The organism is Stenotrophomonas sp. KH_052, assembly GCF_057838755.1.
Genome location: NZ_CM174475.1, coordinates 3,087,579 through 3,110,360, shown reverse-complemented (window position 1 = coordinate 3,110,360; position 22,782 = coordinate 3,087,579). Strand labels below are relative to the sequence as shown.

Below are 22,782 nucleotides of genomic sequence, written 5' to 3'. Positions count from 1 at the left end.
AGCCCCCGTCGGGCGCTTCTGCGCCCGGCATGAAATACAAAGGAACACCGATGCAGACCGCCCCGCTGGATTTCCGCCTGGCCACCCGTGCCGATGAGGAACTGTTGATCGCGTTGATGCGCGAGTTCTACGCCGAAGACAAGATCGCGTTCGACGATGCACGCGTGCGTCGTGGTGTGGATGCACTGCTGGCCGACCCGCGCAACGGTGAAGTACTGCTGTGGCTGGACGAAGCCGGCGAGGTGGTCGGCTATGCGGTGATCGCGATGGGTTTCAGCCTGGAGCAGGGCGGTCACTTCATGCTGCTGGACGAGCTGTACCTGAGCCATCGCGCGCGCGGTCGTGGTCGCGGCAAACAGGCCCTGGCGATCTGCGAACAGCGCGCACGCGGTCGTGGCGTCAGCCGCCTGCGCCTGGAAGTGAACCACCACAACGAACTGGCCCGACGCCTGTACCTGGCCAGTGGTTACATCGATGACACCCGCGACCTGCTGACCCTGCCGCTTGATCACCCACGTCCGGAAGGCATCCTGTGAGCGCGGCGCTGCTGCATAACCTGCAACAGCGGGCCGGGCTCAATGCGCTGGTGCGGCGCTTCTTCGCCGAGCGCGGGGTGCTGGAGGTGGAAACGCCGATTCTGTCGGTGGCCGGCAATACCGAGCCGAACATCGACAGCTTCCACACCGATTTCACCGGGCATGTCGATGCCGGTGGCCGCCGCCGCTGGTTGCGCACCTCGCCGGAGTATCCGCTCAAGCGCCTGCTCGCTGCGGGCGTCGGCGACTGCTATGAACTGGGCCGCGTATTCCGCAATGGCGAAGCGGGTGGTCGCCACAATCCTGAATTCACCATGCTGGAGTGGTACCGGGTCGGCTGGGATCACCATCGGCTGGTGCAGGAAACCGCCGAGCTGGTCGGGCAGGCGTTGGCGCTGGTCGGGCGCAGTGCCCGCTTGCGCGTGATGAGCTATCGCGAGCTGTTCCAGCAGCATGTAGGCGTGGATCCGTTCGATGCCGACGAAGCCGCGCTGCGTGCCGCACTGGGCGACGTGCATATCGATCCGGTCGGGTTGACCCGCGACGACTGGCTGGACCTGCTGATGACGCACCACATCCAACCGCACTTCGATGACGCGGTCATGACGGTGGTCCATGACTGGCCGGCCAGCCAGGCCGCGCTCGCGCGCATCCGCCCCGGCACGCCGCCGTTGGCCGAGCGTTTCGAGCTGTACCTGGGTGCGGTGGAACTGGCCAACGGCTATCACGAGCTGAATGACGCGCAGGAGCAGCGTGCGCGCTTCCAGCGTGATCTGCAGCGTCGGCATGAGCGCGGGCAGGTGCAGCCGGCGCTGGATGAGGCACTGCTGGCAGCGCTGCCGTCGATGCCGGCCTGTGCCGGCGTGGCGGTGGGCATCGATCGCCTGCTGATGGCGATGAACCGCACGCCGCGCATCGCCGATGTGCTGGCCTACGATTTTGCCCACGCCTGAGTTTTTCGGGTCTTTCTGAAATCTTCAGGCTGAACGGAATCGACGGATTTCGCGCTTGATTCAGCAAGCAGGATGATGCTCTCATCATCCCACGTGCCTCACACTGGCATGGCAGTTCATCCAGTCTCGTGGGGAAGCCTTTGGTCAAGTGGTTCGCGGTCGTCGCTGCACCGGTGTACTCCCTCGCGATATGGGGGGTGTTCGCACCGTCGTCGGCGTTGGCCCAGCAGGCCGGCTATGGCGGCGAAGTGGTGACCTGCGAATCGCGTGACATGGCCTGGGTGCACTGCGATATCGATGTCAGCAACGGCATCGACCTGGTCCGCCAGCTGTCCAGCAACAGCTGCATCCGCGGCAGTGAGTGGGGGACCGACCGCAGTGGTGTGTGGGTCACCCTTGGTTGCCGTGCCGAGTTCCGCGCACGCCGTGCGCAGGGGGCGGCAGCACCGGCCAGCACCCAGGGCAAGCGCCTCGTGCGCCGGGTTGTGCGCTGTGAGTCCAACGGTCGCCCGCAGAGCTGCCCGGTGCGGCTCGATGGCGCCCCGGTACGCCTGCTGCGCCAGCTGTCGGTGCTTCCGTGCCGGGAAGGGCAGGGTTGGGGCTACAAGCGCAATGAAGTCTGGACCACGCGTGGCTGCCAGGGCGATTTCGAAGTGGCCGACGACGAGGGTCGTTTCGTCGACGTGCCGCGGCGTCTGACCTGCGAATCGAAGTCGAAGAAGCGCCGCTTCTGCGGTGCCAGCATCTCCGTTGGAGCGGTCGTTACCCAGCAGCTGTCCAGCACGCCGTGCGAAGAGGGCAGCACCTGGGGCTGGAGCCGCAACGGGATCTGGGTGGACGGCGGCTGCCGTGCCGAATTCTCGGTGAATTGAGTCCGGGCAGGCTCCAACCACGCGGGGCCTGGCCCTACAATGGGCTCATGAACACTGCCTCCGACATCGACTACGCCCGTTACGACCACATCCGCCCGATCCTGTGGACCGGCGAAGCCCTGCAACTGCTCGACCAGCGCAAGCTGCCGTTTGTGGTTGAACACGTGGTCTGCCATGACAGCGACGAGGTTGCTGCATCGATCCATGCGCTGACCGTGCGCGGCGCGCCGGCGATCGGCATTGCCGCTGCCTGGGGTGTGGTGCTGGCTGCGCGGGACGTGCAGGCTGCCGATGGCGCGCATGCCCTGCAGCAGCTGGAACCTGCGCTGCAGCGGCTCAATGCTTCGCGCCCGACGGCGGTGAACCTGGCCTGGGCGTTGGCGCGCATGCGTCGTTGCCTGAGTGCCGCCGGTGCCGATTGGAAGGCGCTGCTGGAGGCGGAGGCGCAGGCCATCGCCGAGGAAGACCTGGCCGCCAACCGCCACATGGGCGCGCTCGGTGCGGGCCTGATCGAAGCGGGCAGTGGCGTGCTGACCCATTGCAACACCGGCTCGCTGGCTACCGCTGGCTTCGGTACCGCCCTGGGCGTGATCCGCGCCGGCATGGCCCAGCATCGCATCGCCCGCGTGTTCGCTGGCGAGACCCGGCCGTGGCTGCAGGGCGCGCGCCTGACCGTGTGGGAGCTGCAACAGGATGGCATCGACGCCACGCTGATCGCCGACTCGGCGGCTTCGCACCTGATGAAGACCGGCGCGGTGCAATGGGTGATCGTCGGCGCCGACCGCATCTGCGCCAATGGCGATACCGCCAACAAGATCGGCACCTACCAGCTGGCCATCGCCGCCCGCCACCATGGGGTGAAGTTCATGGTTGTGGCCCCGTCTTCCACGGTAGACATGGAGACCGTGGATGGCAGCCAGATCGAGATCGAGCAGCGTGACCCGGGCGAGCTGTACGGCGTGGGCGGCACCCGCACCGTGGCCGAGGGCATCGCCGCCTGGAACCCGGTATTCGACGTGACCCCGGGTGAGCTGATCGACGCCATCGTGACCGAGCGTGGCGTGATCCTGAACCCGACCGCCGGGAACATGCGCGCCGCCTTCGGCGGTTGAGGCACAGGGGAGGGGGCAGCGTGAGCTCCGCCCCCGGTAGTGCCGGCCGCTGGCCGGCAGCCCCCTAAGTTCCTGATTTGTGCCGGTAAAATCCCCGTAAATGGAGGCAGGGAACGGCCTGTTGTGGTAGTATCCACAGGTTGAATCGAGGTTCCGGCACGACCCCCTCCCGCAGAGGGCTGCGCCGGACTGGACCGCTACCAGACAACGGAACCCGAATGGCAGAAACCGCCAAGGAAATCATCCAGGTCAACCTGGAAGACGAGATGCGCAAGAGCTACCTCGATTACGCCATGAGCGTGATCGTGGGCCGCGCGCTGCCAGATGCGCGCGATGGCCTCAAGCCGGTGCATCGTCGTGTGCTGTTCGCGATGAACGAGTTGAACGCGCACAGCAACAAGCCCTACTTCAAGTCGGCGCGTATCGTCGGTGACGTCATCGGTAAGTACCACCCGCATGGCGATCAGTCGGTGTACGACACGCTGGTGCGCTTGGCGCAGCCGTTCTCGCTGCGTTACATGCTGGTCGATGGCCAGGGTAACTTCGGTTCGGTCGACGGCGATTCCGCTGCGGCGATGCGATACACCGAGGCGCGCATGTCGCGCCTTGCGCATGAGCTGATGGCGGACATCGACAAGGAAACCGTCGATTTCCAGCCCAACTACGACGAGAAGGAACTGGAGCCGACGGTCATGCCGACCCGGTTCCCGAACCTGCTGGTCAACGGTTCGGCCGGCATCGCGGTGGGCATGGCCACCAACATCCCGCCGCACAACCTGACCGAGTCGATCAACGCCTGCATCGCGCTGATCGACAACCCGGAAATCGATGTCGACGGCCTGATGGAGTACATCCCGGGCCCGGACTTCCCGACTGCCGGCATCATCAATGGCACCGCCGGTATCATCGCCGGCTACCGCACCGGCCGTGGCCGCGTGCGCATCCGTGCCAAGGCGGACATCGAAGTGGCCGACAACGGCCGCGAATCGATCATCGTCACTGAAATTCCTTACCAGGTGAACAAGGCGCGTCTGATCGAAAAGATCGCCGAGCTGGTCAAGGAAAAGAAGATCGAAGGCATCAGCGAGCTGCGCGATGAGTCCGACAAGGACGGCATGCGCATCTACATTGAGATCAAGCGCGGTGAATCTGCCGAGGTTGTGCTGAACAACCTGTACCAGCAGACCCAGATGGAATCGGTGTTCGGCATCAACATGGTGGCGTTGGTCGATGGCCGCCCGCAGTTGATGAACCTCAAGCAGATGCTGGAGGCGTTCGTCCGCCACCGTCGCGAAGTGGTCACCCGCCGCACCGTGTTCGAGCTGCGCAAGGCGCGCGCCCGTGCCCACGTGCTGGAAGGCCTGACCGTCGCGCTGGCCAACATCGACGAGATGATCGAACTGATCAAGACCTCGCCGAACCCCGCCGAAGCCCGTGAGCGCATGCTCGCGCGCCTGTGGGAGCCGGGCCTGGTCGGTTCGATGCTGGGCGCTGCCGGTGCCGAAGCCTCGCGTCCGGATGACCTGCCCAAGGGTGTGGGCCTGATCGAAGGCGGCTACCAGCTGACCGAGATCCAGGCCACCCAGATCCTGGAAATGCGCCTGCACCGCCTGACCGGGCTGGAGCAGGACCGCCTGACCGAGGAATACAAGCAACTGCTGGAAGTGATCGCCGGGCTGATCCACATCCTGGAAGATCCCGATCGCCTGCTGCAGGTGATCCGCGAAGAGCTGATCAGCGTCAAGGCCGAGTTCGGCGACGAGCGTCGTACCGAAATCCGCCACAGCGAAGAAGACCTGGACATCCTCGACCTGATCGCGCCGGAAGACGTGGTGGTCACCGTCTCCCACGCCGGCTACGTCAAGCGCCAGCCGGTGAGCGTGTACCGCGCGCAGCGCCGGGGTGGTCGTGGCCGCAGTGCAGCGTCCACCAAGGAAGAGGATTTCATCGAACAGCTGTGGCTGGTCAACACGCACGACACGCTGCTGACCTTCACCAGTTCGGGCAAGGTGTTCTGGTTGCCGGTCTACCAGCTGCCCGAAGCCGGTTCGAATGCCCGCGGCCGTCCGATCATCAACTGGATTCCGCTGGAGCCGGGCGAACGCGTGCAGGCCGTACTGCCGGTGCGTGAGTACGCTGATGGCCAGTTCGTGTTCTTCGCCACGAAGAACGGTACGGTCAAGAAGACCCCGCTGGGCGAGTTCGCCTTCCGTCTGGCGCGCGGCAAGATCGCGATCAACCTCGACGAGGGCGATGCCCTGGTCGGCGTCGGCCTGACCGACGGCGAGCGCGACATCCTGCTGTTCGCCTCCAACGGCAAGACCGTGCGCTTCGGTGAGGACAAGGTCCGTTCGATGGGCCGTACCGCTACCGGTGTGCGCGGCATCAAGATGCCGGCCGGCGAAGAAGTGGTCAGCCTGATCGTGGCCGAAAGTGCCGGTGGCAGCGAGGACGAGAACGAGGACGACAACGGTGTCGAGGAAACCGCAGCCAATGGCGATGCGGTGATCGACGGTGCCGATGACGCCAGCGTGCAGTACATCCTTACCGCCACTGAAAACGGCTATGGCAAGCGCACCCCGCTGCCGGACTACCCGCGCAAGGGCCGCGGCACGCAGGGCGTGATCGGCATCCAGACCACCGAGCGCAACGGCAAGCTGGTCGCCGCGGTACTGATGGGCTCGGGCGACGAGGTCCTGCTGATCTCCGATGGTGGCACCCTGGTGCGTACGCGTGGCTCGGAAATCAGCCGCGTCGGCCGCAACACCCAGGGCGTGACCCTGATCCGCCTGTCCAAGGACGAGAAGCTGCAGGCGGTGGAGCGCATGGATGCCTCGATCGACGAGGACGAGGACGAGGTGGCTGTCGCCGCCCCGGCCGCGACCGACGGCGCCCCGGCTGCTGCCAGCAGCGAGGACGCCGCACAGGAGTGATCCTGCCGCGCGCTTGAGGTACCCGACGACGCCGGCCCTGTGCCGGCGTCGTCGTATCCGATGCCTGCACATACGCGCGCGCTTCACATCGGCGGTGGGATAACGGCGCATGCTGCCCCCGGAGATCGACGATGTCCGCCACGCCGCAGTCTGCTTCCGCGCCTCCGCCCCGCCATCCTCTGGTCACCGTGCTGTCGCTGCTGCTGGTCGTGCTCGGCCTGGTCATCGGCGGGCTCGGTGCGTGGCTGCTCAGCCTCGGTGGCTCGGCGTACTACGCCATCGCCGGCCTGGGGCTGCTGGTCAGTGGCATCCTGCTGTTCGGCAACCGCCGCAGTGGCGCACTGCTGTACGCACTGGTGTTCGTGGGCACGCTGCTGTGGACCTGGTGGGAGTCGGGCAGCGACTACTGGCGCTGGGTGCCACGGCTGGGCCTGGTGACCGCGCTGGGTATCGTGCTGGCGCTGCTGGCGCCGACGCTGCGCGAGCCGGTTTCAAAACGTCTGTCGCGCAGCGTGGCGGGCGTGCTGATGCTGGTGTTCGTGGCCGCCTTCGGCCTGGCTTTCGCCCCGCATGGTGAAGTGGACGGGCACCTGCCGTTCCCGGAAGGCGCAGTCAGCGCCGGGCTGGAACCTACGCGCGATACCACTGGCCTGCAGCCGGCTGACCAGCCCGCCGAGGGCGACTGGCCGGCGTGGGGCCGCAGCAATGCGGGCACCCGCTATTCGCCGCTGCAGCAGATCACCCCGGCCAATGTGGCCACGCTGCAGCCGGCCTGGCAGTTTCGCACCGGTGACCTGCCGAAGAAGCGCTGGGGCGCGGAAACCACGCCGCTGAAGGTCGGCGACCGCCTGTACCTGTGCACCGCGCGCAACCGTCTGATCGCGCTTGATGCTGCCAGTGGCAAGGAACTGTGGCGGTTCGATCCGAAGGTGAAGGACGCCTCGATCCCGTACACCGCCGCCTGCCGTGGCGTGAGCTACTACGAGCAGCCGAGCGCGCCTACGATGGCCGATGCGGCGCTGGCCGATGTCGCGGCCGATCTGGCGCTGCCCGAACCACCGCCCAGCGTCACCCGCAGCGCTACGCCGGGCAGTCATCCCGCGTGCTGGGCCCGCATCATCGAAGGCACCCTGGACGGCCGCATCATCGCGGTGGACGCAAACAGCGGCCGTCCGTGCGCCAACTTCGGCAACAACGGCCAGGTCGACATCACCCTTGGCATGGGCGAAGTGCCCCCTGGCTACGTGTCGATCAACTCGCCACCGGCAATCGTGCGAGGCGTGATCGTGACCGGTCACCAGGTGTTGGATGGGCAGCGCCGCGACGCGCCCTCGGGCGTGATCCAGGCCTACGACGCGATCACCGGCAAACTGCGCTGGGCGTGGGACATGGACCAGCCCGAGCGCAACGGCCTGCCGCCGCGCGAGCAGACTTACACGCGCGGCACGCCGAACATGTGGACCACCGCGACCGGCGATGAGGCGCTGGGCCTGGTCTACCTGCCACTGGGCAACTCGGCGGGCGACTACTGGAGTGGCTCACGCAGCGAAAACCAGAACCGCTATTCGACCTCGCTGGTGGCGATCGACGTGGCCACCGGCAAGCCGGTCTGGCATTTCCAGGCGGTACGCAAGGATGTGTGGGACTACGACCTCGGTTCGCAGGCCAGCCTGATCGACTACCCGACGGCGGCCGGCAAGGTGCCGGCGATCCTGCTGCCGACCAAACAGGGCGACATGTACATCCTCGACCGCCGCAACGGCCAGCTGCTGACCGCTGCTGAAGAGCGCAAGGTGCCCGTCGGTGGCGTCGAGCCCGAGCAGCGTTCGCCCACCCAGTTGTTCTCGCTGTATCACACGCTGCGCCGCGAGCATGACCTGACCGAGCGCGACATGTGGGGCATCACCCCGATCGACCAGCTGGTCTGCCGCATCCAGTTCCGCAAGGCGTACTACGAAGGCTTCTACACGCCGCCCAGCAGCGATCGGCACTCCATCGAGTACCCCGGCTACAACGGTGGTTCGGACTGGGGAAGCGTGGCGGTGGATACCCGCCGTGGCGTGATCGTGGCCAACTACAACGACATGCCCAACTACAACCGGCTGGTGCCGCGCGCAGAGGCCGACCGCATGGGCTGGCTGCCGCGCGAGAAGATCCGCGTCGACAAGGGCGGCGCTGAAGGGGCAGGCGATCCGCAGGTGGGAACGCCCTATGGCATCCAGGTGAACGCAGGTTGGCGGCTGCCGTTCACCGGGCTGTTGTGCAAGCAGCCACCCTATGGTGGCATCCGTGCCATCGATCTGCGCACCGGCAAACTGCTGTGGGACCGCCCATTCGGTAGTGCGCGCGGCAACGGGCCGTTCGGGATCCGCTCCGGCCTGCCGATCGAGATCGGTACGCCCAACAATGGCGGCTCGGTGGTCACCGCCAGCGGCCTGATCTTCATCGCTGCCGCCACCGATGACCTGCTGCGCGCCATCGACCTGAAGACCGGCAAGGAACTGTGGCATGCCAAGCTGCCGGCGGGTGGGCAGGCCAACCCGATGGTGTACGAGCAGGGTGGACGCCAGTACGTGGTGATCATGGCCGGTGGCCACCACTTCATGGAAACCCCGAACGGCGATTACGTGATGGCGTTCGCGTTGCCCAGATAACCGCAACGGGGCGGCGGGCCGCCCCCGTTGCATGACGCTGGATTACACCGTCACCACCACCTTGCCGATCTGCTCGTTCGATTCCAGGTAACGGTGTGCGTCCTGGATCTGCGCGAACGGGAACACCTTTGCGATCATCGGCACCAGCACGCCCTTGTCCAGGCCGTCGACGATGAAGGCCTTGGCGCGGGCCAACGCGGCATCGTCGGAGACGATTTCCGAGTACAGATAGCCTTTCAGCGTGAGCGACTTGCCCAGCACGTTGAACAGCGGGAACGGGGTCGGTTCGCGGCTCAGCGCGCCGTACTCCAGCAGGATGCCGCCACGCGCCATGGCTTCGGTCAGCGGCACGAACTGCGGGCCACCAATCGGGTCGAACACCACACGGGCGCCGGCGCCGCCGGTGATGCGCGCCACTTCGGCCGCCAGATCCTGTTCCTGGGTGGCGATGACATGGGCGGCACCGGCATCAAGCAGAGCCTGGCGCTTGCCCGGGCCGCGGGTCACGGCGATAGGCGTGGCACCTACCGCGTTGGCGATCTGGATCGCGGCCAGGCCGACGCTGCTGCTGGCGGCGGTGATGATGACGAAATCCCCGGCAGCCAGCTGCGCCTGCTCCAGCAACGCACCCCAGGCGGTGACGTACTGCATCCACACCGCGGCCGCCGTTTCAAAGCCCAGTGCCTGCGGATGCTTGACCACCAGCCGCGCCGGCACGTTGGCCAGTTCGCCATAGGTACCCCAGCGCGCGATATCCAGCGGCGGAACCACACTGACGGCGTCGCCGACTGCGAACCCGCTCACCGCACTGCCGACGGCTTCGACCACGCCGGCCGCTTCGTAGCCCAGACGGCTGGGGAACTGCGCTTCCTGCAGGTAGGCGCCGTTGCGGAACATCACCTCGGCGCGGTTCAGGCCGATGGCCTTTACCCGGATCTGGATCTCGTCGGCGGCAGGGGCGGGAACGTCGATGTCGTCGATGCGCAGGACATCGGCGTTGCCATACTCGTGGATGCGGACAACCTGGGTCATGGGGGCTCCAATGAGAAGCCGGCGAAGGGGCCGGCGGGAAGGTGGGGTCTACTGTGCGCTTGGTCTGTATCCAGAATAAGGGGTAATCTCGCGTTTCATTGAAAAATAATTCTTTGTAATGGACCTGATCGCTCCCCTGCGGACCTTCGCCAAGGTGGCCGAGGCTGGCTCCTTCGCTGCCGCGGCCGATGCACTGGACCTGTCGCCACAACTGGTCGGCAAGCATATCCAGGCACTGGAACAGCATCTGGGCGTGCGCCTGCTCAACCGCACCACGCGCAAGCAGAGCCTGACCGACTTCGGCCAGGCCTATCTGGCGCGGGCGCGGGTGATCCTGGAAGAAGTGGAGGGCGCCGAGCAGTTGGCTGAGGTGGCGCGCGGGCGGCCGATGGGGCGCCTGCGCATCAGCGCGCCGGTCACCTTCGGTGTGCACGCACTGGGTCCGGCGGTGGTCGCCTACATGCAGCAGTACCCGGACGTGCAGGTCGATCTGAACCTGTCCAACAGCCTGGTGGACATCGTCGAAGACGGTTACGACCTGGTGTTCCGTACAGGTGATCTGGCCGACAGCGGGCTGGTGGCGCGACGGCTGGGGCCGTACCCGCTGGTGCTGTGCGCATCGCCGGCTTACCTGGCATCGCGTCCGGCCATCGCGCACCCATCCGATCTGAGCCGTCATGAGTGCCTGGGTTTCGCGCATTCGATCATCCGTACCCGCTGGAGCTTCCGCGATGCCGACGGCAGCGTGCTGACCGTACCGGTGTCCAGCCGTTTCATGGTCAACCAGGCCGAGCCGCTGCTGACTGCGGCCGTGGGCGGACTGGGATTGATCCTGCAGCCCTACGAAATGCTTGCCGCCGCGCTGGCGCGTGGTGAGCTGGTGGAAGTGCTGCCGGACCATGTGCCGGTGTCGACCTGGATCAACCTGGTGTACCCGCGCGACCGCCAGCTGACCCCCAAGCTGCGCAGCTTCCTGGACTTCTGTCTGGCGCGTTTCAACGAACAGAGCATGGCGCGGCGATAGCGAGGCTGTCGGTTAGCATGGTCCCCATCAACTGCGAAGGATCGCATCCTCATGTCGCTTCCATGGCCGCAACGTGTCGCGCGCTTCCTGCTGCAGGTGCTGCCTGCATTGCTGTTCAGCTCCGGATTGCAGGCTGCCGAACTTCCAGCGCAGGCGCTGGCGGAGTGGGAAGCGCACGGTCGTGCCGACGGCCTGGCCCGACCTGACACGGTCTGCCAGGACTTCCTGCAGGCAATGGGCCGGAAACCAGAAGGCCTGGAATACGTGGGTTGCAGCCAGGACGATGCCTCCTACATCAAGCCGATCGAGGCCCACTACCGCGTTGTCGGTGCCCACGCAGCGAAGGTCGAAGCCTTCCTGCATGCAACCTTCGGCCTGCCTGCATTGCGCTACGTCTGTTGTGGTTGGAGCAACGGCGCACCTTATTACTGGCGCGAAGGTCCGGATGCGGTGAGATACCAGATCAGCATGGGGGTGGAATCGCTGCCGCACGAGCGGAGCGAATAGCATCGCATCGAGGCATTCAACGTCACCGTCGAGGTGTTGCGGCAGAGCCCCTAGCGTGGATGCGGCGGGTGGTTCCTTCGTCTAGGATGCGTCCAGGGATCCCCGCAAAGGAACTGCCATGAGGGCTGTTGGACGCCTGTTTCTCTGCAATGCGCTGGCCTGCGGGGTCCTGGTGATCGCCTTGGCGTTTCCGGCAGTTGGCGCAACATCTGCCGAGCATGCGCATCCACGTGCGCAGGATGCCATCGACGACTGGCTGGCGGCCTTCAATGCGGGCAGCCTCGAGGCGTTGCAGGCATTCGCCGACAGATATGCGAAGCGGGAGGGAAGCACTCCCAAGGACTATCTCGAGTTCCGCGAGAGCACCGGCCCACTACGCGTGCTGGAAACACTCGAGAGCGCGCCCAGCCAGGCGAAGCTGCTGGTGATGGGCCAGCTGAGCGAACGCGCGATGTGGGTGACGGCCGTCATGGATGCGACCAGCCCGGCGCATGTGAAGCAGTTCCAGATCGAAGGCACTGAAACGCCGGACAAGTTCAAGCCGGAGAGGGTTGCTTTGCCTGCGCTGATGGCCGATGCCACAGCAAAACTGGAGGCGCTGCGGGCGCAGGATGCGCTGTCGGGTGCGTTGCAGGTGGCACAGAACGGCAACGTGCTGCTGGACTGGCGCGGTGGCGATGCCGATCGCACCGCTGGTATTCAAGTGGGCGTGGGTACGCAGTTCCGCCTTGCGTCTTCCAACAAGATGTTCACCGCAGTGGCCATCCTGCAGCTGGTACAGGAGAGCAAGCTCAGCCTTGATGACACGATCGGCAAGCATCTGCCGGACTATCCGAACAAGACCGTTGCCAACAGCGTGACCGTTCGCCAGCTGCTGTCACATACCAGTGGCCTGGGTGATTTCTTTGGCGATGATTTCGAACAGTATTCCGCGTCGTTGAAGACGCTGGATGATTATGTGCAGCGCTTTGCCAGGGATGCGCTGCAGTTCACGCCGGGCAGCGAGGACAGCTATTCGAACTATGGTTTCATCGTATTGGGGCGCATCATCGAAGCGGTTTCGGGGCAGTCGTACTACGCGTATTTGGAAGAGCACATCCTGCGCCCGGCAGGCATGACCGGCACCGGCTTCGAGCCGGAAACAGTGAACGTCCCGCAGCGTGCCGTCGCCTACACGAAGAAGAATGGGCAATGGATCCGTGAAACGAAGTCGTTGCCCTGGCGTGGCATGTCGGCCGGTGGTGGTTACAGCACGGTGGCCGACATGGTGAAATTCGCCGAGGCATTGCGCAGTGGAAGGCTGGTCTCACCTGCATTGCTGCAGCAGGCCACCACGGCGCAGAACCACAAGGGCTGGTACGGGTTCGGCTTCGTGGTGCAGGGCGAGGGCAGGGGGCATCAGTACGGCCACGAAGGCGGTGCGCCCGGATCGAACAGTGCCATCGTGGTGCTACCCGCGCAGGGCTATGTGATCGTTGGGCTGGCCAATGTCGATCCGGATGCGATCGGCAACGTGGTCAATTACATCGCGCGAAGAGTGCCGCTGTGACTGCGGCAGGTACCGGTCATTCCGGCACCCGCACCATCTTCGTCATCAGATGTTCCACCACACCTGCCGGGTCCGCAGTGCGGCCGACGTGCGTGCTCGACATCTGCACGACCGAGCTGCGTTTGGCGGTGAGGAAATGGAAGCGCGCACGCGCCGGCAGCTGCGCGATCGGCCCGGCGGTAGCATCTCCACGGCAGATCGCCACGATCGCATCCAGCCACGGCTGCAGCGCCTCCTGGTCCAGCGCTGGGGCGAAGGCGTGCAGGCGTGCCGGATCGATCTCGATGGCCGCTTCCAGATGACGCGCGCCGGGACAGGAGACGATCACCCCGACGTTGATGAATTCCTCGCGCTCCACCCGCGGTACCACGCGGATGACGGCGTAGTCATACGTGTGCAGCGTGGGCACGGATGGCCTCCTGCACGAACACTGCACGCACTTTCAGGCGGTGCTTGAGATAACTGATGTAGCCTTGGCGGTAGGCCTGCGGGCTGTCGAACGCGGGCTCATTCACCAGCCAGCTGTCCGGTACCAGGCCGACGATACGCTCGATCTCGGCATCGGTCAGGCGCGCGGCCAGCTCGGCATCCACCGCGGCGATGCGGCTGGCGAACGACAGCAGCACATGGTCGCGGATCAGAACGAACGGCTTCTCGCAGGCATCGCCAGCATTGGCCCAATCGTGGTGGAAGTACATCGCCGCGCCGTGATCGATCAGGTACAGCCTGCGGTGCCACACCATCAGGTTGGGGTTGCGCGTGGTGCGATCGACATTGCTGGTGAACGCATCGAACCAGACGATGCGCGAGGCCAGATCGGCATCCACCGGCATCGCCGCCGGGTCGTAGTTGATCGCACCGGGCAGGTAGTCCAGGCCCAGGTTCAAACCTTCGCTGGCGCGGATCAGTTCCTGGATCTCCGGATCCGGCTCGGTGCGGGCGAACTCGCGGTCCAGCTCCACGAACAGGATCTCCGGAATCGGCAGGCCCAGCGTGCGCGCCATCTCACCGGCGATCAGTTCGGCGATCAGTGCCTTCGGTCCCTGGCCGGCGCCACGGAACTTCAGCACGGCCATGCCGTCGTCGTCGGTCTCGACCACGGCCGGCAGGGAGCCACCTTCCCGTAAGGGAGTGATGTAGCGGAGGGCATGTACGGTGCGCATGCGCGCATTCTAGCGTGGGTGCCGCCAAGGGAGCGCCGGGCGCGTCCCGGCGGCTCCATGTCGTTCCCCCTCAGTGCGTCAGCGCACCGCGCTGCTGTTCCTGCACGCGGACCTGTTCCTGCGTGGCCTGATCGGCCTGCCGCTGGTTGACCACGGCAAGCGTATCCAGGCTGTCCTGCACCGGGCGCTGGGCGGCCTCGGCAGTGGGTGATGAGGCGCGCAGCGAGGCCGGATCATCCAGCGGCCCCTTCACCACAAAGATGTTCTGCGCCGCGCCCGCACCCTCGGTCTGGCGGCTGAGCACCACATGGTCGACCCGGTCCAGCCCGTTTTCGCGGGCCAGCACCAGCAGGCTGGCACTCAGGCGCTCGCTGGACGCATCGAAACTGCGTCCGTTGGCAGCATCCAGCTCAGCTACCTTGCCGCGGATCTGCTCGTGCAGCGAACGGTCACGGCCTTCCGCAAGCAGCGTCGGTACGCCATCGCCCTCCACCGCATGCTGTGTGGTGATCGGCACATGCGTATGCGTGCCCTCAGTGTGGTCGAAGTAATGCAGCGTCGACGGCGAGGTACTGGTATCGAAGTAGGGCTGGCGCGGGGGCGAGCCCTCGCCGAGGTTGAGTCCGTTCTGCTCCAGCAGGCGTTCGTCCAGGCCCAGCTTCTTCATGTTCACTTCCATCCGGCTGACGCCATCGGGCGCTGGATTCGCGGCCTCGTATTCGCTGGCCAGTCCGATCGCCAAGGCGCCGTAGAAATTCTGGTAGTCCGAATTCCCATGATGGCCCAGGCCGGTGCTGACGCCCTGATCATAATAGTGCCTGGCCATTCCCTCGATGTTGGCTGCGGTGGGGGAGATGGTCAGGTCCGCATTGAGGGTCAGCTCCGGGTGCGGGGCATAGGTGATCGGCGGGCCGGGTCGTGACTGGATGACATCTGTCGAGCGGGTGCTGGCTTCATACAGGTCGCGCAGGGTGGCGTCCGGGTTGCTGGCACGTACCTGGCTGACCAGCGCATTCCAGCCTGCGATGTTCGAAGAAGCCTCATCGCGGCGGTTGGCCGCGAGCAGGGTGCCGATGGCCTCGGTGTAATCATGGCTCGTTGTACGGCCCGCGACCTGCTCCACGTCGGCTTCGAACTGCACGTAGGCGCGCTCGACATCAGCATCGTTGAAGCCGTGCTGGATCTCGTGACCGAGCACAAAGGCAACCTCGGCCGCGTCGAACCTGTCCGGCGCAGCCGGGGTCGACAAGCTGCTGGCGGGCAGGTTGATGGATTTCGTGCCGGTCTCGTAGGTGCCACCCGCATTGCTTGTGGCGGGCAACAGTTCGAAGCGTTCCAGATAGCCTGCCGCGATGGCGGCGTCCACCTGCTTTGCCAGCACGGGCGAGCCCGCGATGACGCTGCGCAGATTGTCGACCTGGTCGCTGGTGACGTCGGTGTTGCCGGCGAACTCGCCCAGCAGGCGTTCCGTTTCTGCGGAAAGGATCGTCATTGATGGCTCCCCTTACTGCACGGTGACAAGACGCACGCAGGCATGCGTGGCGTCGCCGAGGGCGTGGGGATTCTCGGGCATGGTGTCGACCTTGATGCTCAGCTGCGGTCGATCGAAGCGGTCGTAGATCACCCGGCCATGTTCGCCGCGCACCGTCTCGCGCTTGAAGCCGGCGGCATCCAGTGCCGATGCGAAGTGGTTGAAGTCGACCTGGCAGATCGCCGCAGCCGAGGCCTTGCGATCGCTGCTGGTGTCCATGAAGTTCAGGTCCAGCCGCGCGTCGGCAGTGCCGGCCCGCTGCACTTCCAGTCCATAGCCCCATTCCGGTGTCAGCGTGCCGCCATAGCCGAAGTGGCCGGGGCCGAAGACCTGCGCCGGCGCCTGCATTGCCGCGGACAGGAGCTCGGCGGTGAGCTCGCGGGTGGAGGTCGTGGCCTTGATCAGGTCCAGCAGGCGCAGCAGCAACTGCTCGGCATTGAGCGGGGAGGGCGAAGTGGTCTCGGATACGGCGGGGGCCATGGTGTCGGTTCCTTGAGAAGTCGGCGTGCGGTCGGCGGCATGTGCGCAGGCGCAGAGCGTGGCCGCTGAAAGTGCGAGCGTCCACGGTCGTATGAATGCGTACCGGGGCATGTGCGTTCCTTGCAGATTGAAGGGTGACCCTAGGGCCAGCCGGATGAAGCAGAGGTTAAGCGTAATCGAGGCACCCGAATGCGTTACAAAAGGTGAACGGGTGCGCATTCTTCACTTGACCATTCCGCGCGCGATGTCAGCATCGGGTCCATGGAGCATCAACTTCGCGTGTGACCTTCAACAGGAGGCCGTCATGCAACAACTGCGCAGCTGTCACGCTTTACCCTGCATGCAATGCAACGCGTGGTGTTGACCCTGGTCTGATACGGCCACTTTGCCGGCACGGATGGCCGCCACCCACAGCATCTGCCACTGTTCACCCGATGCGGTCCCGGCATGCTCTTGCCGGCCCTGCAATACAGGCATACGCCCGCCAGGTTGTCCCCTGCGTTGCCCGATGGCCTTCGCAGCGCAGAGGCTGGCTTGTCCATGATGATCCTGCAGGCTTTGGAGGTGCACCGATGAGCGACCAATACGAACGAATGCTGCCGGCCCTGGACGATGCCAAGGTCGAGGAAATGATCGGAAAACTGGTGCTGGTCGGGGTGACCCGCTACGGCGGCGACGGCCAGGTGCAGGGACTGGAGCAGTACGCGGGAACGGTGCTGCGCATCAGTGCCGATGAAGGCGTGGTGCTGGCCGACGAGAACGATGGCCACGAGCGTTATCTGCCGCCGATGCTCGACCAGTACCTGCCGGCCCAGCCGGGAGAGTACCGGATGAGCAACAGCGGCATGATCGTGGTCGACCCGGACTATCTCACCGCCTGGGACCTGCACGCCCAGCAGTAGTGCCAGGCCATGCCAAGCCTGGCACTGGGAGCGGATTGCCCGTTGGAACCGCCGACGGCTAGCGCAGCCACTCGGGCAATCTGCGTGTCAGGGGGCTTAATGCCTGTCGATCCGGCCAAAGATCGGGAAACACCTCGAATTTGAGGTCGTCCCGATCTACCCGGGTGATGAAATGTCGAATAGGCCTGTCCTGCAGGTCGTGACTTCCCCGCATGTGGGTCAGCTCGAACCGTTCGATTGCTTCCCGGTCTTCTTCGACGGAGAGGCTGTGCTTGATTACGGGAGCCAGTGTGACGTCACCACCATGCCGGCGAACGCTTGGAACAACGGGCAACTTTGGCTCAGATCAGGGGAATCCCGGGTGTCTTCGCTTGAGCAGATGTTGAAGAAGCACATCACCGGTCGGTTGCGCATATGGGCAATGGTGAAAAGGTCTTCTTTGGGTTTAAGAACAACGTAGTGGCTGTTCTTTCATTTGATGGTGATTTTGAGTTTTTCTGCATGCATCGGCATGCCTATATATTTGGTGTCTGGTAAAAAATATTTCCGAATTTGTCTCTCACTATGATGCTGTCTTTGTGCCGTTCGAGGCTCTTGAATTGATCCGCGAATATGAGTTCATCGGGTTTTGTTTCAAGTATTGTGTTTTCAAATATGATCTCGCGGCCCTGGGTCACATTGAGGGTGAGCGAGAATGAATCCGGCGTGAGCCTGCATAGAAGCGATGCCCGGAGTCCGTCTTCTCTATAATATTTTGTTTGGTGCGTCCATTCGTTTTTATATCCGAAATTTCTGAAAAGGTCGATTGCTTTCGTTAGTTCCGGTGTCGGAATGGGGTGGTGAAGGGAGACTGTATTGAGTCCACGCTCGATCATTGAAAGGTAGAATTCGTGGCGATCGTCGTTGTTTAATTTTTCGTAGTGATCGATCTGGAATGGTACTGGTGAGCTGATTGCATTCGAGCCCTTGACGATCTTTACACTGGTTTGAAGTGCTGATCCTTGAATAATAATCCTGTTGAATCCAGCTGAATGAAATCGAAGGGGTTTAAGCCTCCTTTCCAGGAAATTGCACGCGTATCGCGACCTGAAGCCGAAAGGTATGGCGACTTCCTTGGGGAACTCGTCGGGATCGAGGTAAAGGTAGATTTTCCGGAGGATCATTGTGCTGCCGACGGGGTAGGGGTGTTGTTGATGCTAGGCGCCGCAAGGGCAGCCGGACAGGAAAATCGGGGGCCGGGAATCGTGGCTAAAGGAGCCATCTCTCCCGTGAAGTGGCAGTAGATCGTTGCCTGGAGCCAGCTTCAGTTCTTTCTTGAGTGCCCCGCGGCCTGTTCTCCGATGCACTTTGCCCCATCCGGCCACTAGCCCTTCCGGCCCATTCACGACAACCCCTGCGGTGCTAGATTCGGGGCCATGCCCGATTCCGGGTACCCATTCACACCCCAGGGGATAAGGATGCTGATCCGTCGAACCTCTCTGGCAGCGGCCGTTGCCGTTGCCACTGTCGGCCTGCTGGCCGCTGGCCCGGCGCTTGCCGATTACGCGAAGCCGCCGGAACACCTGCTCAAGGTGCTGAAGGCACCGCCGCCGCCGGCACCGAACGTGGCCCCGGGCGGCCAGCGCCTGCTGCTGACCACCGCGCAGACCTACCCGTCGATCAGCCGCGTGGCCCAGCCGTACCTGAAGCTGGCCGGTGTACGCCTGGAGCCGAAGAACCGCAGTCGCCATGACACTCCCGGCGGCTACGGTATTCCGGCCTGCGTGGCCGACTTCACTCTGGTCGACATCGGCAGCGGCAAGGAAACCAAGGTCAACCTGCCACAGGGCTGCGCCACCGGCGCGCTGTGGTCGGCCGACGGCAGCCATTTCGCCTTCCAGAATGCGGTCGATACCAGCGTGCAGCTGTGGGTCGGCGATGCGGCCACCGGCCAGGTGAAGCAGGTGCCGAACGTGCAGCTGAACCCGATCTTCGGCTACACCGTGCAATGGCTGGGCGGCAGCCAGAATCTGCTGGTGAAGCTGGTACCGGCCAATCAGGGTCCGGCGCCGTCCAACGGTGGCGTGCCGACCGGTCCGGATGCGCAGGAATCGCTGGGCAGCAGTGGCGAGAGCAGCACCTACGAAGCCCGCGACACGCTGACCAGCGTGCATGACGAGAAACTGTTCGCCTATTACGGCGCGTCGCAGCTGGCCGTGGTCGATACCGCCGCCAACAGCGTGCGCCCGGTCGGGCAGCCTGCACTGTTCAACGAGGTCAGCGCCGCGCCCGATGGCGTGCACGTGCTGACCGAATCGATCAAGGCACCGTACTCGCATGCGGTGACCTACCAGCGCTTCGCCAATGATGTGGCGGTGCTGGACGTGAGCAATGGCCGCAGCACGCCGATCGCCAGCCTGCCGCTTGCGGATCGCGTGCCGGTGCACGGCGTACCGGAAGGCCCGCGCGGTTTCGACTGGCGAGCCACCGATCCGGCGACCCTGGTCTATGCCGAAGCGCTGGACAAGGGCGACTGGAAGGTCAACGTGCCGCACCGTGACCGCGTGCTGATGCTGAAGGCGCCGTTCAACGGCAAGCCGACCGAAATCACCCGCACCGCGCAGCGCTTCGAAGGTTTCGCCTGGACTGCCGATCCGGCCGTGGCATTCCAGTACGAGAACGACGAGAACCGCCACTGGATGCAGACCCGCATCGTCGATGTGGACCAGCCGAAGAAGGAAGGCCACCTGCTGTGGGACATGTCCAGCGATGAGCTGTACGGCAATCCCGGCAACCTGGTCTTCACCCGCCTGCCGAATGGCGCGCAGGTCGTACGCCAGGATGGCAACCACGTGTTCCTCAGTGGCCGTGGCGCCTCACCGCAGGGTGACCGCCCGTTCGTGGACCGCCTGGACCTGGGCACGCTGAAGAGCGAGCGCCTGTTCCGCAGCAGTGCCGATGCCTACGAGCAGTTCCTAGGCTTCAGCAACACGCCGGGGCGCTACCTGACCTGGCACCAGTCGGTGATCGATCCGCCGAATGCCTTCATCCGCCAGCAGGGTGAAGCGGTAGCCGGCGCGAAGACCGGCGAAGCGCAGTTCGCCTCTACCGCGACCGCGCTGACCAGGCTGGTCGACCCCACCCCGGAAGTGCGCCAGATCAAGAAGCAGCTGGTGACCTACAAGCGCGCCGACGGCGTGGACCTGTCGTTCACTCTGTACACGCCGCCGGGCTACAAGGAAGGCCAGCGCGTGCCGGCGATCCTGTACGCGTATCCCGCCGATTTCGCCAATGCAGCGCAGGCCGGTCAGGTGTCCGGTTCGCAGCAGACCTTCACCCGTCTGCAGCCGTACCGCCTGATGCTGCTGGCCGGCTACGCGATCATCGACAACGCCTCGTTCCCGATCGTGGGTGACCCGAAGAACGCCTACGACACCTACCTGGAGCAGCTGGAAGCCGATGCCAGGGCCGCGGTGGACAAGGCCGTGGACATGGGCGTGGTCGACCGCAACCGCATCGGCGTGACCGGCCACAGCCATGGTGGCCTGATGACCGCCAACCTGATCGCCCACACCAACCTGTTCAAGGCCGGGGTGGCGACCAGCGGTTCGTACAACAAGACCTTCACCCCGTTCGGCTTCCAGAACGAGCGTCGTTCGGTATGGCAGGCGCAGCAGGTGTACCTGAAGGCCTCGCCGTTTTTCTACGCCGACAAGATCAAGCTGCCGCTGCTGCTGGTGCACGGCGAGGACGACGCCAACCCGGGCACCGAACCGTTCCAGTCGCGCAAGCTGTACCAGGCGATCCGTGGCAACGGTGGTACCACCCGTCTGGTGATGCTGCCGAACGAGCCGCACTGGTACACCGCGCTGGAATCGAACGAGCAGCTGGTGGCGGAAATGCTCAACTGGTTCGACACTTACGTGAAGAACGCAAAGTAGAGTCGAGCTTGCGCGACTGCGTTGCACAAGGCCGCCTTCGGGCGGCCTTTCTGCATCCTGTAGAGCCGAGCCCATGCTCGGCTGCTGTCCACATGTAAATGATGCCGACGGCTTTGCAATCAACTGTGGAGACTCGGTAACGACGTGTTACCGGCACATTCGCATGCCACGCAAATGGTCTAGGCTGAACCTGATCGCTCGTTCCAGGTCGGTGCAATGAAAGCCATTCTCCTTGCTGCAACGTTGTCGTTGGCCCTGGTTTCAACGGCATATGCTCAGTCGTTTCCTGCTGAGCTGACGCAATTGGGCATTGTCGCCGGCATGCCTTACGCCAAGGCCAAGCGCCTGCTGGATGCTGCAGGCTGGCAGGCGAAACCTGCGCAGGGCGCGCCGGAGTCGCTGGAGGGCTTTCCGGAAGTCGGATGCCAGAAGGACGGAAAGCAGTGTGCGACGACCTTCGAAAAGGATGGTCAACAGATCGCGGTGCGGCTGGGCACTACCCTGGCAGGGCAGCCGTTCGTGCAGAGCGCTGACTGAGCACCCGCCCTCACGCCAGCGGTAGGCGGTCCTGCGCGTGCGACAGCCGGTCATGCAGGTCGCGCACGTGCTCGGTCTTGGCATGCACCCGGGTGGTATCGCCGAAACTGCGTAGATAAGCGCAGGCTGCGAAGCCGGCGCTCTTTTTTTCGTACTCGGCAATCCAGGCCAGTCGATCCGGATTGTTGGCCTGTTCGGATGACCACGCGGCCACTGGCGGGCGGATGCGGTACTTCAGGCCGACGCGCCACGGCTTCGGTGACAGTCGCGCACGGAAGCAATGCTGCAGCCGGCACATGCGCGCGTACAGGGTATCGGTGCCCAGTGCCTTGAAGAATGCCTGCAGCTGCTCGTCCTCCGGGGAGAACGTGGCATGCATCGCCAGTACGCGCAGTCCCGCAGGCGTCCGGTAGGCGCGCAGATGCCAGTCGGGGTGTTGTTCGCTGAAGGCTTCCACGCGCTTCAGCGCAAGCCCTTCAGCACCGCTGGCAGCGGCCAGGCGCTGCTTCCGCCGCATCAGCAGTGCCGCGTTGACCAGCAGCACTGCCGCCACGCCCAGTACCAGGCCCACCAGCCAATGCCAGAGCAGGGTGCCGATGATGGCACCGGCAAGCAGCACGACCGCCGCAACGATGGCTGGCATCACGCAACCTGCCGGTGGTTGCGCATGGTCGATGTCGGCGAACAGTACGTCCGGGCTGTTGAGGCACAGTGCGCCATAGCTGTTGCGGGTGATGATGGCGTCGCCGTCGCGCTGCACGATCTGCTCGCGGATCGGTACCCCTTCCACGCCGTAATTGCTGCGTACTTCGCGGCGTGGCAGTGCCTGCCCGGCAAGGATGGCATTGAGCGCTTCGTTGGCACGGCGGTCGGCATGTCCCTGGGCCTCGGCAGGGCCCTCATCGGACCAGCCGAAGCGGCGCACGACCACCGGCCGGCCGCGGAAACGAGCCTGCAGGCGGGCTTCGGCCCAGTACGCGGGAACGATCATCATCGTGCGGTGCTCCATCTTCCGTGGCAGGTGCCAAAGCGAGTCTGGCACAGCGCCGGGGTGCCCGCATCCGCCTGCTGCGGTTG

At 64.6% G+C, this 22,782-nt stretch carries 21 protein-coding genes; 12 read left to right on the top strand and 9 right to left on the bottom strand.

The annotated features are described in order from the left end of the window. The first annotated feature begins 50 nt into the window (after positions 1–50). From AC3ITW_RS14375 to AC3ITW_RS14350, 6 genes are all read left to right on the top strand, one after another. Complete coding sequence (locus AC3ITW_RS14375) at positions 51–536, top strand: GNAT family N-acetyltransferase (protein WP_100434949.1); 486 nt, start codon at positions 51–53, stop codon at positions 534–536. Then, positions 533–1,489 (top strand): EF-P lysine aminoacylase EpmA, encoded by a 957-nt coding sequence (epmA, locus tag AC3ITW_RS14370; protein ID WP_100434948.1) that lies wholly within the window; start codon positions 533–535, stop codon positions 1,487–1,489. The genes AC3ITW_RS14375 and epmA overlap by 4 nt, the downstream gene beginning before the upstream one ends. A 140-nt stretch (positions 1,490–1,629) precedes the next feature. Continuing rightward, positions 1,630–2,361: a DUF3011 domain-containing protein gene (locus tag AC3ITW_RS14365; protein ID WP_100434947.1), complete on the top strand. Its 732-nt coding sequence runs from the start codon at positions 1,630–1,632 to the stop codon at positions 2,359–2,361. Between the two features lie 47 nt (positions 2,362–2,408). Further along, the gene (gene mtnA, locus AC3ITW_RS14360; protein ID WP_012511547.1) at positions 2,409–3,473 is read left to right on the top strand and encodes an S-methyl-5-thioribose-1-phosphate isomerase; all 1,065 of its coding nucleotides are present in this window, start codon (positions 2,409–2,411) and stop codon (positions 3,471–3,473) included. Positions 3,474–3,691: 218 nt separating this feature from the next. Continuing rightward, on the top strand, positions 3,692–6,406 hold the full coding sequence (gene gyrA / locus AC3ITW_RS14355; protein ID WP_012511546.1) for a DNA gyrase subunit A: 2,715 nt from the start codon (positions 3,692–3,694) through the stop codon (positions 6,404–6,406). Between the two features lie 131 nt (positions 6,407–6,537). After that, entirely contained in the window at positions 6,538–9,060 is a 2,523-nt protein-coding gene (locus AC3ITW_RS14350) for a membrane-bound PQQ-dependent dehydrogenase, glucose/quinate/shikimate family (RefSeq protein WP_489389671.1), read from the top strand. A gap of 42 nt (positions 9,061–9,102) precedes the next feature. On the opposite strand, the gene AC3ITW_RS14345 is transcribed toward AC3ITW_RS14350, so the two are convergent. Next, entirely contained in the window at positions 9,103–10,092 is a 990-nt protein-coding gene (locus AC3ITW_RS14345; protein WP_489389670.1) for a zinc-dependent alcohol dehydrogenase family protein, read from the bottom strand. 118 nt (positions 10,093–10,210) lie between these two features. On the opposite strand from AC3ITW_RS14345, the gene AC3ITW_RS14340 reads away from it, so the two are divergent. The 3 genes from AC3ITW_RS14340 (at position 10,211) to AC3ITW_RS14330 (ending at position 13,172) form a co-directional block, all read left to right on the top strand. Beyond that, the gene (locus tag AC3ITW_RS14340; protein ID WP_065724457.1) at positions 10,211–11,116 is read left to right on the top strand and encodes a LysR substrate-binding domain-containing protein; all 906 of its coding nucleotides are present in this window, start codon (positions 10,211–10,213) and stop codon (positions 11,114–11,116) included. A 51-nt stretch (positions 11,117–11,167) separates the two neighbouring features. Continuing rightward, positions 11,168–11,623 (top strand): DUF4952 domain-containing protein, encoded by a 456-nt coding sequence (locus AC3ITW_RS14335; protein WP_489389669.1) that lies wholly within the window; start codon positions 11,168–11,170, stop codon positions 11,621–11,623. A 118-nt stretch (positions 11,624–11,741) separates the two neighbouring features. Further along, positions 11,742–13,172 carry a serine hydrolase domain-containing protein gene (locus tag AC3ITW_RS14330; RefSeq protein ID WP_489389668.1) on the top strand — a complete coding sequence of 477 codons (1,431 nt, stop codon included), beginning with the start codon at positions 11,742–11,744 and terminating at the stop codon, positions 13,170–13,172. A 16-nt stretch (positions 13,173–13,188) separates the two neighbouring features. On the opposite strand, the gene AC3ITW_RS14325 is transcribed toward AC3ITW_RS14330, so the two are convergent. The 4 genes from AC3ITW_RS14325 to AC3ITW_RS14310 all read right to left on the bottom strand — a co-directional run bounded on the left by AC3ITW_RS14325 (position 13,189) and on the right by AC3ITW_RS14310 (position 16,346). Then, entirely contained in the window at positions 13,189–13,581 is a 393-nt protein-coding gene (locus AC3ITW_RS14325) for a DUF3037 domain-containing protein (RefSeq protein ID WP_100434943.1), read from the bottom strand. Continuing rightward, positions 13,559–14,335 (bottom strand): HipA family kinase, encoded by a 777-nt coding sequence (locus AC3ITW_RS14320; protein ID WP_100434942.1) that lies wholly within the window; start codon positions 14,333–14,335, stop codon positions 13,559–13,561. The genes AC3ITW_RS14325 and AC3ITW_RS14320 overlap by 23 nt, the downstream gene beginning before the upstream one ends. A gap of 70 nt (positions 14,336–14,405) precedes the next feature. Further along, entirely contained in the window at positions 14,406–15,827 is a 1,422-nt protein-coding gene (locus tag AC3ITW_RS14315) for an XVIPCD domain-containing protein (RefSeq protein WP_100468923.1), read from the bottom strand. Positions 15,828–15,839: 12 nt separating this feature from the next. Continuing rightward, positions 15,840–16,346, bottom strand: coding sequence for a hypothetical protein (locus AC3ITW_RS14310; protein WP_232053961.1), 507 nt, complete (start codon positions 16,344–16,346; stop codon positions 15,840–15,842). Positions 16,347–16,918: 572 nt separating this feature from the next. On the opposite strand from AC3ITW_RS14310, the gene AC3ITW_RS14305 reads away from it, so the two are divergent. After that, positions 16,919–17,248: a hypothetical protein gene (locus tag AC3ITW_RS14305; RefSeq protein WP_006376346.1), complete on the top strand. Its 330-nt coding sequence runs from the start codon at positions 16,919–16,921 to the stop codon at positions 17,246–17,248. Between the two features lie 58 nt (positions 17,249–17,306). Here the strand turns inward: AC3ITW_RS14305 and AC3ITW_RS14300 are convergent, their stop codons facing one another. From AC3ITW_RS14300 to AC3ITW_RS14290, 3 genes are all read right to left on the bottom strand, one after another. Beyond that, a complete protein-coding gene (locus tag AC3ITW_RS14300) occupies positions 17,307–17,582 on the bottom strand; it encodes a hypothetical protein (protein ID WP_489389667.1) in 276 nt (91 codons plus the stop codon). Then, complete coding sequence (locus AC3ITW_RS14295; protein ID WP_489389666.1) at positions 17,525–17,662, bottom strand: hypothetical protein; 138 nt, start codon at positions 17,660–17,662, stop codon at positions 17,525–17,527. Before AC3ITW_RS14295 ends, AC3ITW_RS14300 begins: the two co-directional genes overlap by 58 nt. Positions 17,663–17,763: 101 nt before the next feature. Continuing rightward, positions 17,764–18,411 (bottom strand): hypothetical protein, encoded by a 648-nt coding sequence (locus AC3ITW_RS14290; RefSeq protein ID WP_153675930.1) that lies wholly within the window; start codon positions 18,409–18,411, stop codon positions 17,764–17,766. A 294-nt stretch (positions 18,412–18,705) separates the two neighbouring features. Here AC3ITW_RS14290 and AC3ITW_RS14285 point away from each other — a divergent pair, with 294 nt between their 5' ends. Together AC3ITW_RS14285 and AC3ITW_RS14280 are read left to right on the top strand one after the other, a co-directional pair. After that, positions 18,706–21,168 carry a S9 family peptidase gene (locus tag AC3ITW_RS14285; protein WP_100468921.1) on the top strand — a complete coding sequence of 821 codons (2,463 nt, stop codon included), beginning with the start codon at positions 18,706–18,708 and terminating at the stop codon, positions 21,166–21,168. A gap of 216 nt (positions 21,169–21,384) precedes the next feature. Further along, positions 21,385–21,705: a hypothetical protein gene (locus AC3ITW_RS14280; RefSeq protein ID WP_006376283.1), complete on the top strand. Its 321-nt coding sequence runs from the start codon at positions 21,385–21,387 to the stop codon at positions 21,703–21,705. Positions 21,706–21,715: 10 nt separating this feature from the next. On the opposite strand, the gene AC3ITW_RS14275 is transcribed toward AC3ITW_RS14280, so the two are convergent. Then, complete coding sequence (locus AC3ITW_RS14275; RefSeq protein WP_100468920.1) at positions 21,716–22,699, bottom strand: hypothetical protein; 984 nt, start codon at positions 22,697–22,699, stop codon at positions 21,716–21,718. Between the last annotated feature and the right edge of the window lie 83 nt (positions 22,700–22,782).

What these genes read in the sequence shown, in the direction of transcription:
- AC3ITW_RS14285 (WP_100468921.1), top strand. Translation starts at nt 18,706, where the DNA reads ATGCTGATCCGTCGAACCTCTCTGGCAGCGGCCGTTGCCGTTGCCACT.
- AC3ITW_RS14350 (WP_489389671.1), top strand. Translation starts at nt 6,538, where the DNA reads ATGTCCGCCACGCCGCAGTCTGCTTCCGCGCCTCCGCCCCGCCATCCT.
- AC3ITW_RS14305 (WP_006376346.1), top strand. Translation starts at nt 16,919, where the DNA reads ATGAGCGACCAATACGAACGAATGCTGCCGGCCCTGGACGATGCCAAG.
- AC3ITW_RS14310 (WP_232053961.1), bottom strand. Translation starts at nt 16,346, where the DNA reads ATGGCCCCCGCCGTATCCGAGACCACTTCGCCCTCCCCGCTCAATGCC.
- AC3ITW_RS14290 (WP_153675930.1), bottom strand. Translation starts at nt 18,411, where the DNA reads ATGATCCTCCGGAAAATCTACCTTTACCTCGATCCCGACGAGTTCCCC.
- AC3ITW_RS14335 (WP_489389669.1), top strand. Translation starts at nt 11,168, where the DNA reads ATGTCGCTTCCATGGCCGCAACGTGTCGCGCGCTTCCTGCTGCAGGTG.
- AC3ITW_RS14320 (WP_100434942.1), bottom strand. Translation starts at nt 14,335, where the DNA reads ATGCGCACCGTACATGCCCTCCGCTACATCACTCCCTTACGGGAAGGT.
- AC3ITW_RS14330 (WP_489389668.1), top strand. Translation starts at nt 11,742, where the DNA reads ATGAGGGCTGTTGGACGCCTGTTTCTCTGCAATGCGCTGGCCTGCGGG.
- AC3ITW_RS14280 (WP_006376283.1), top strand. Translation starts at nt 21,385, where the DNA reads ATGAAAGCCATTCTCCTTGCTGCAACGTTGTCGTTGGCCCTGGTTTCA.
- AC3ITW_RS14295 (WP_489389666.1), bottom strand. Translation starts at nt 17,662, where the DNA reads ATGCGCAACCGACCGGTGATGTGCTTCTTCAACATCTGCTCAAGCGAA.
- AC3ITW_RS14375 (WP_100434949.1), top strand. Translation starts at nt 51, where the DNA reads ATGCAGACCGCCCCGCTGGATTTCCGCCTGGCCACCCGTGCCGATGAG.
- AC3ITW_RS14345 (WP_489389670.1), bottom strand. Translation starts at nt 10,092, where the DNA reads ATGACCCAGGTTGTCCGCATCCACGAGTATGGCAACGCCGATGTCCTG.
- gyrA (WP_012511546.1), top strand. Translation starts at nt 3,692, where the DNA reads ATGGCAGAAACCGCCAAGGAAATCATCCAGGTCAACCTGGAAGACGAG.
- mtnA (WP_012511547.1), top strand. Translation starts at nt 2,409, where the DNA reads ATGAACACTGCCTCCGACATCGACTACGCCCGTTACGACCACATCCGC.
- AC3ITW_RS14340 (WP_065724457.1), top strand. Translation starts at nt 10,211, where the DNA reads ATGGACCTGATCGCTCCCCTGCGGACCTTCGCCAAGGTGGCCGAGGCT.
- AC3ITW_RS14275 (WP_100468920.1), bottom strand. Translation starts at nt 22,699, where the DNA reads ATGATGATCGTTCCCGCGTACTGGGCCGAAGCCCGCCTGCAGGCTCGT.
- AC3ITW_RS14315 (WP_100468923.1), bottom strand. Translation starts at nt 15,827, where the DNA reads ATGACGATCCTTTCCGCAGAAACGGAACGCCTGCTGGGCGAGTTCGCC.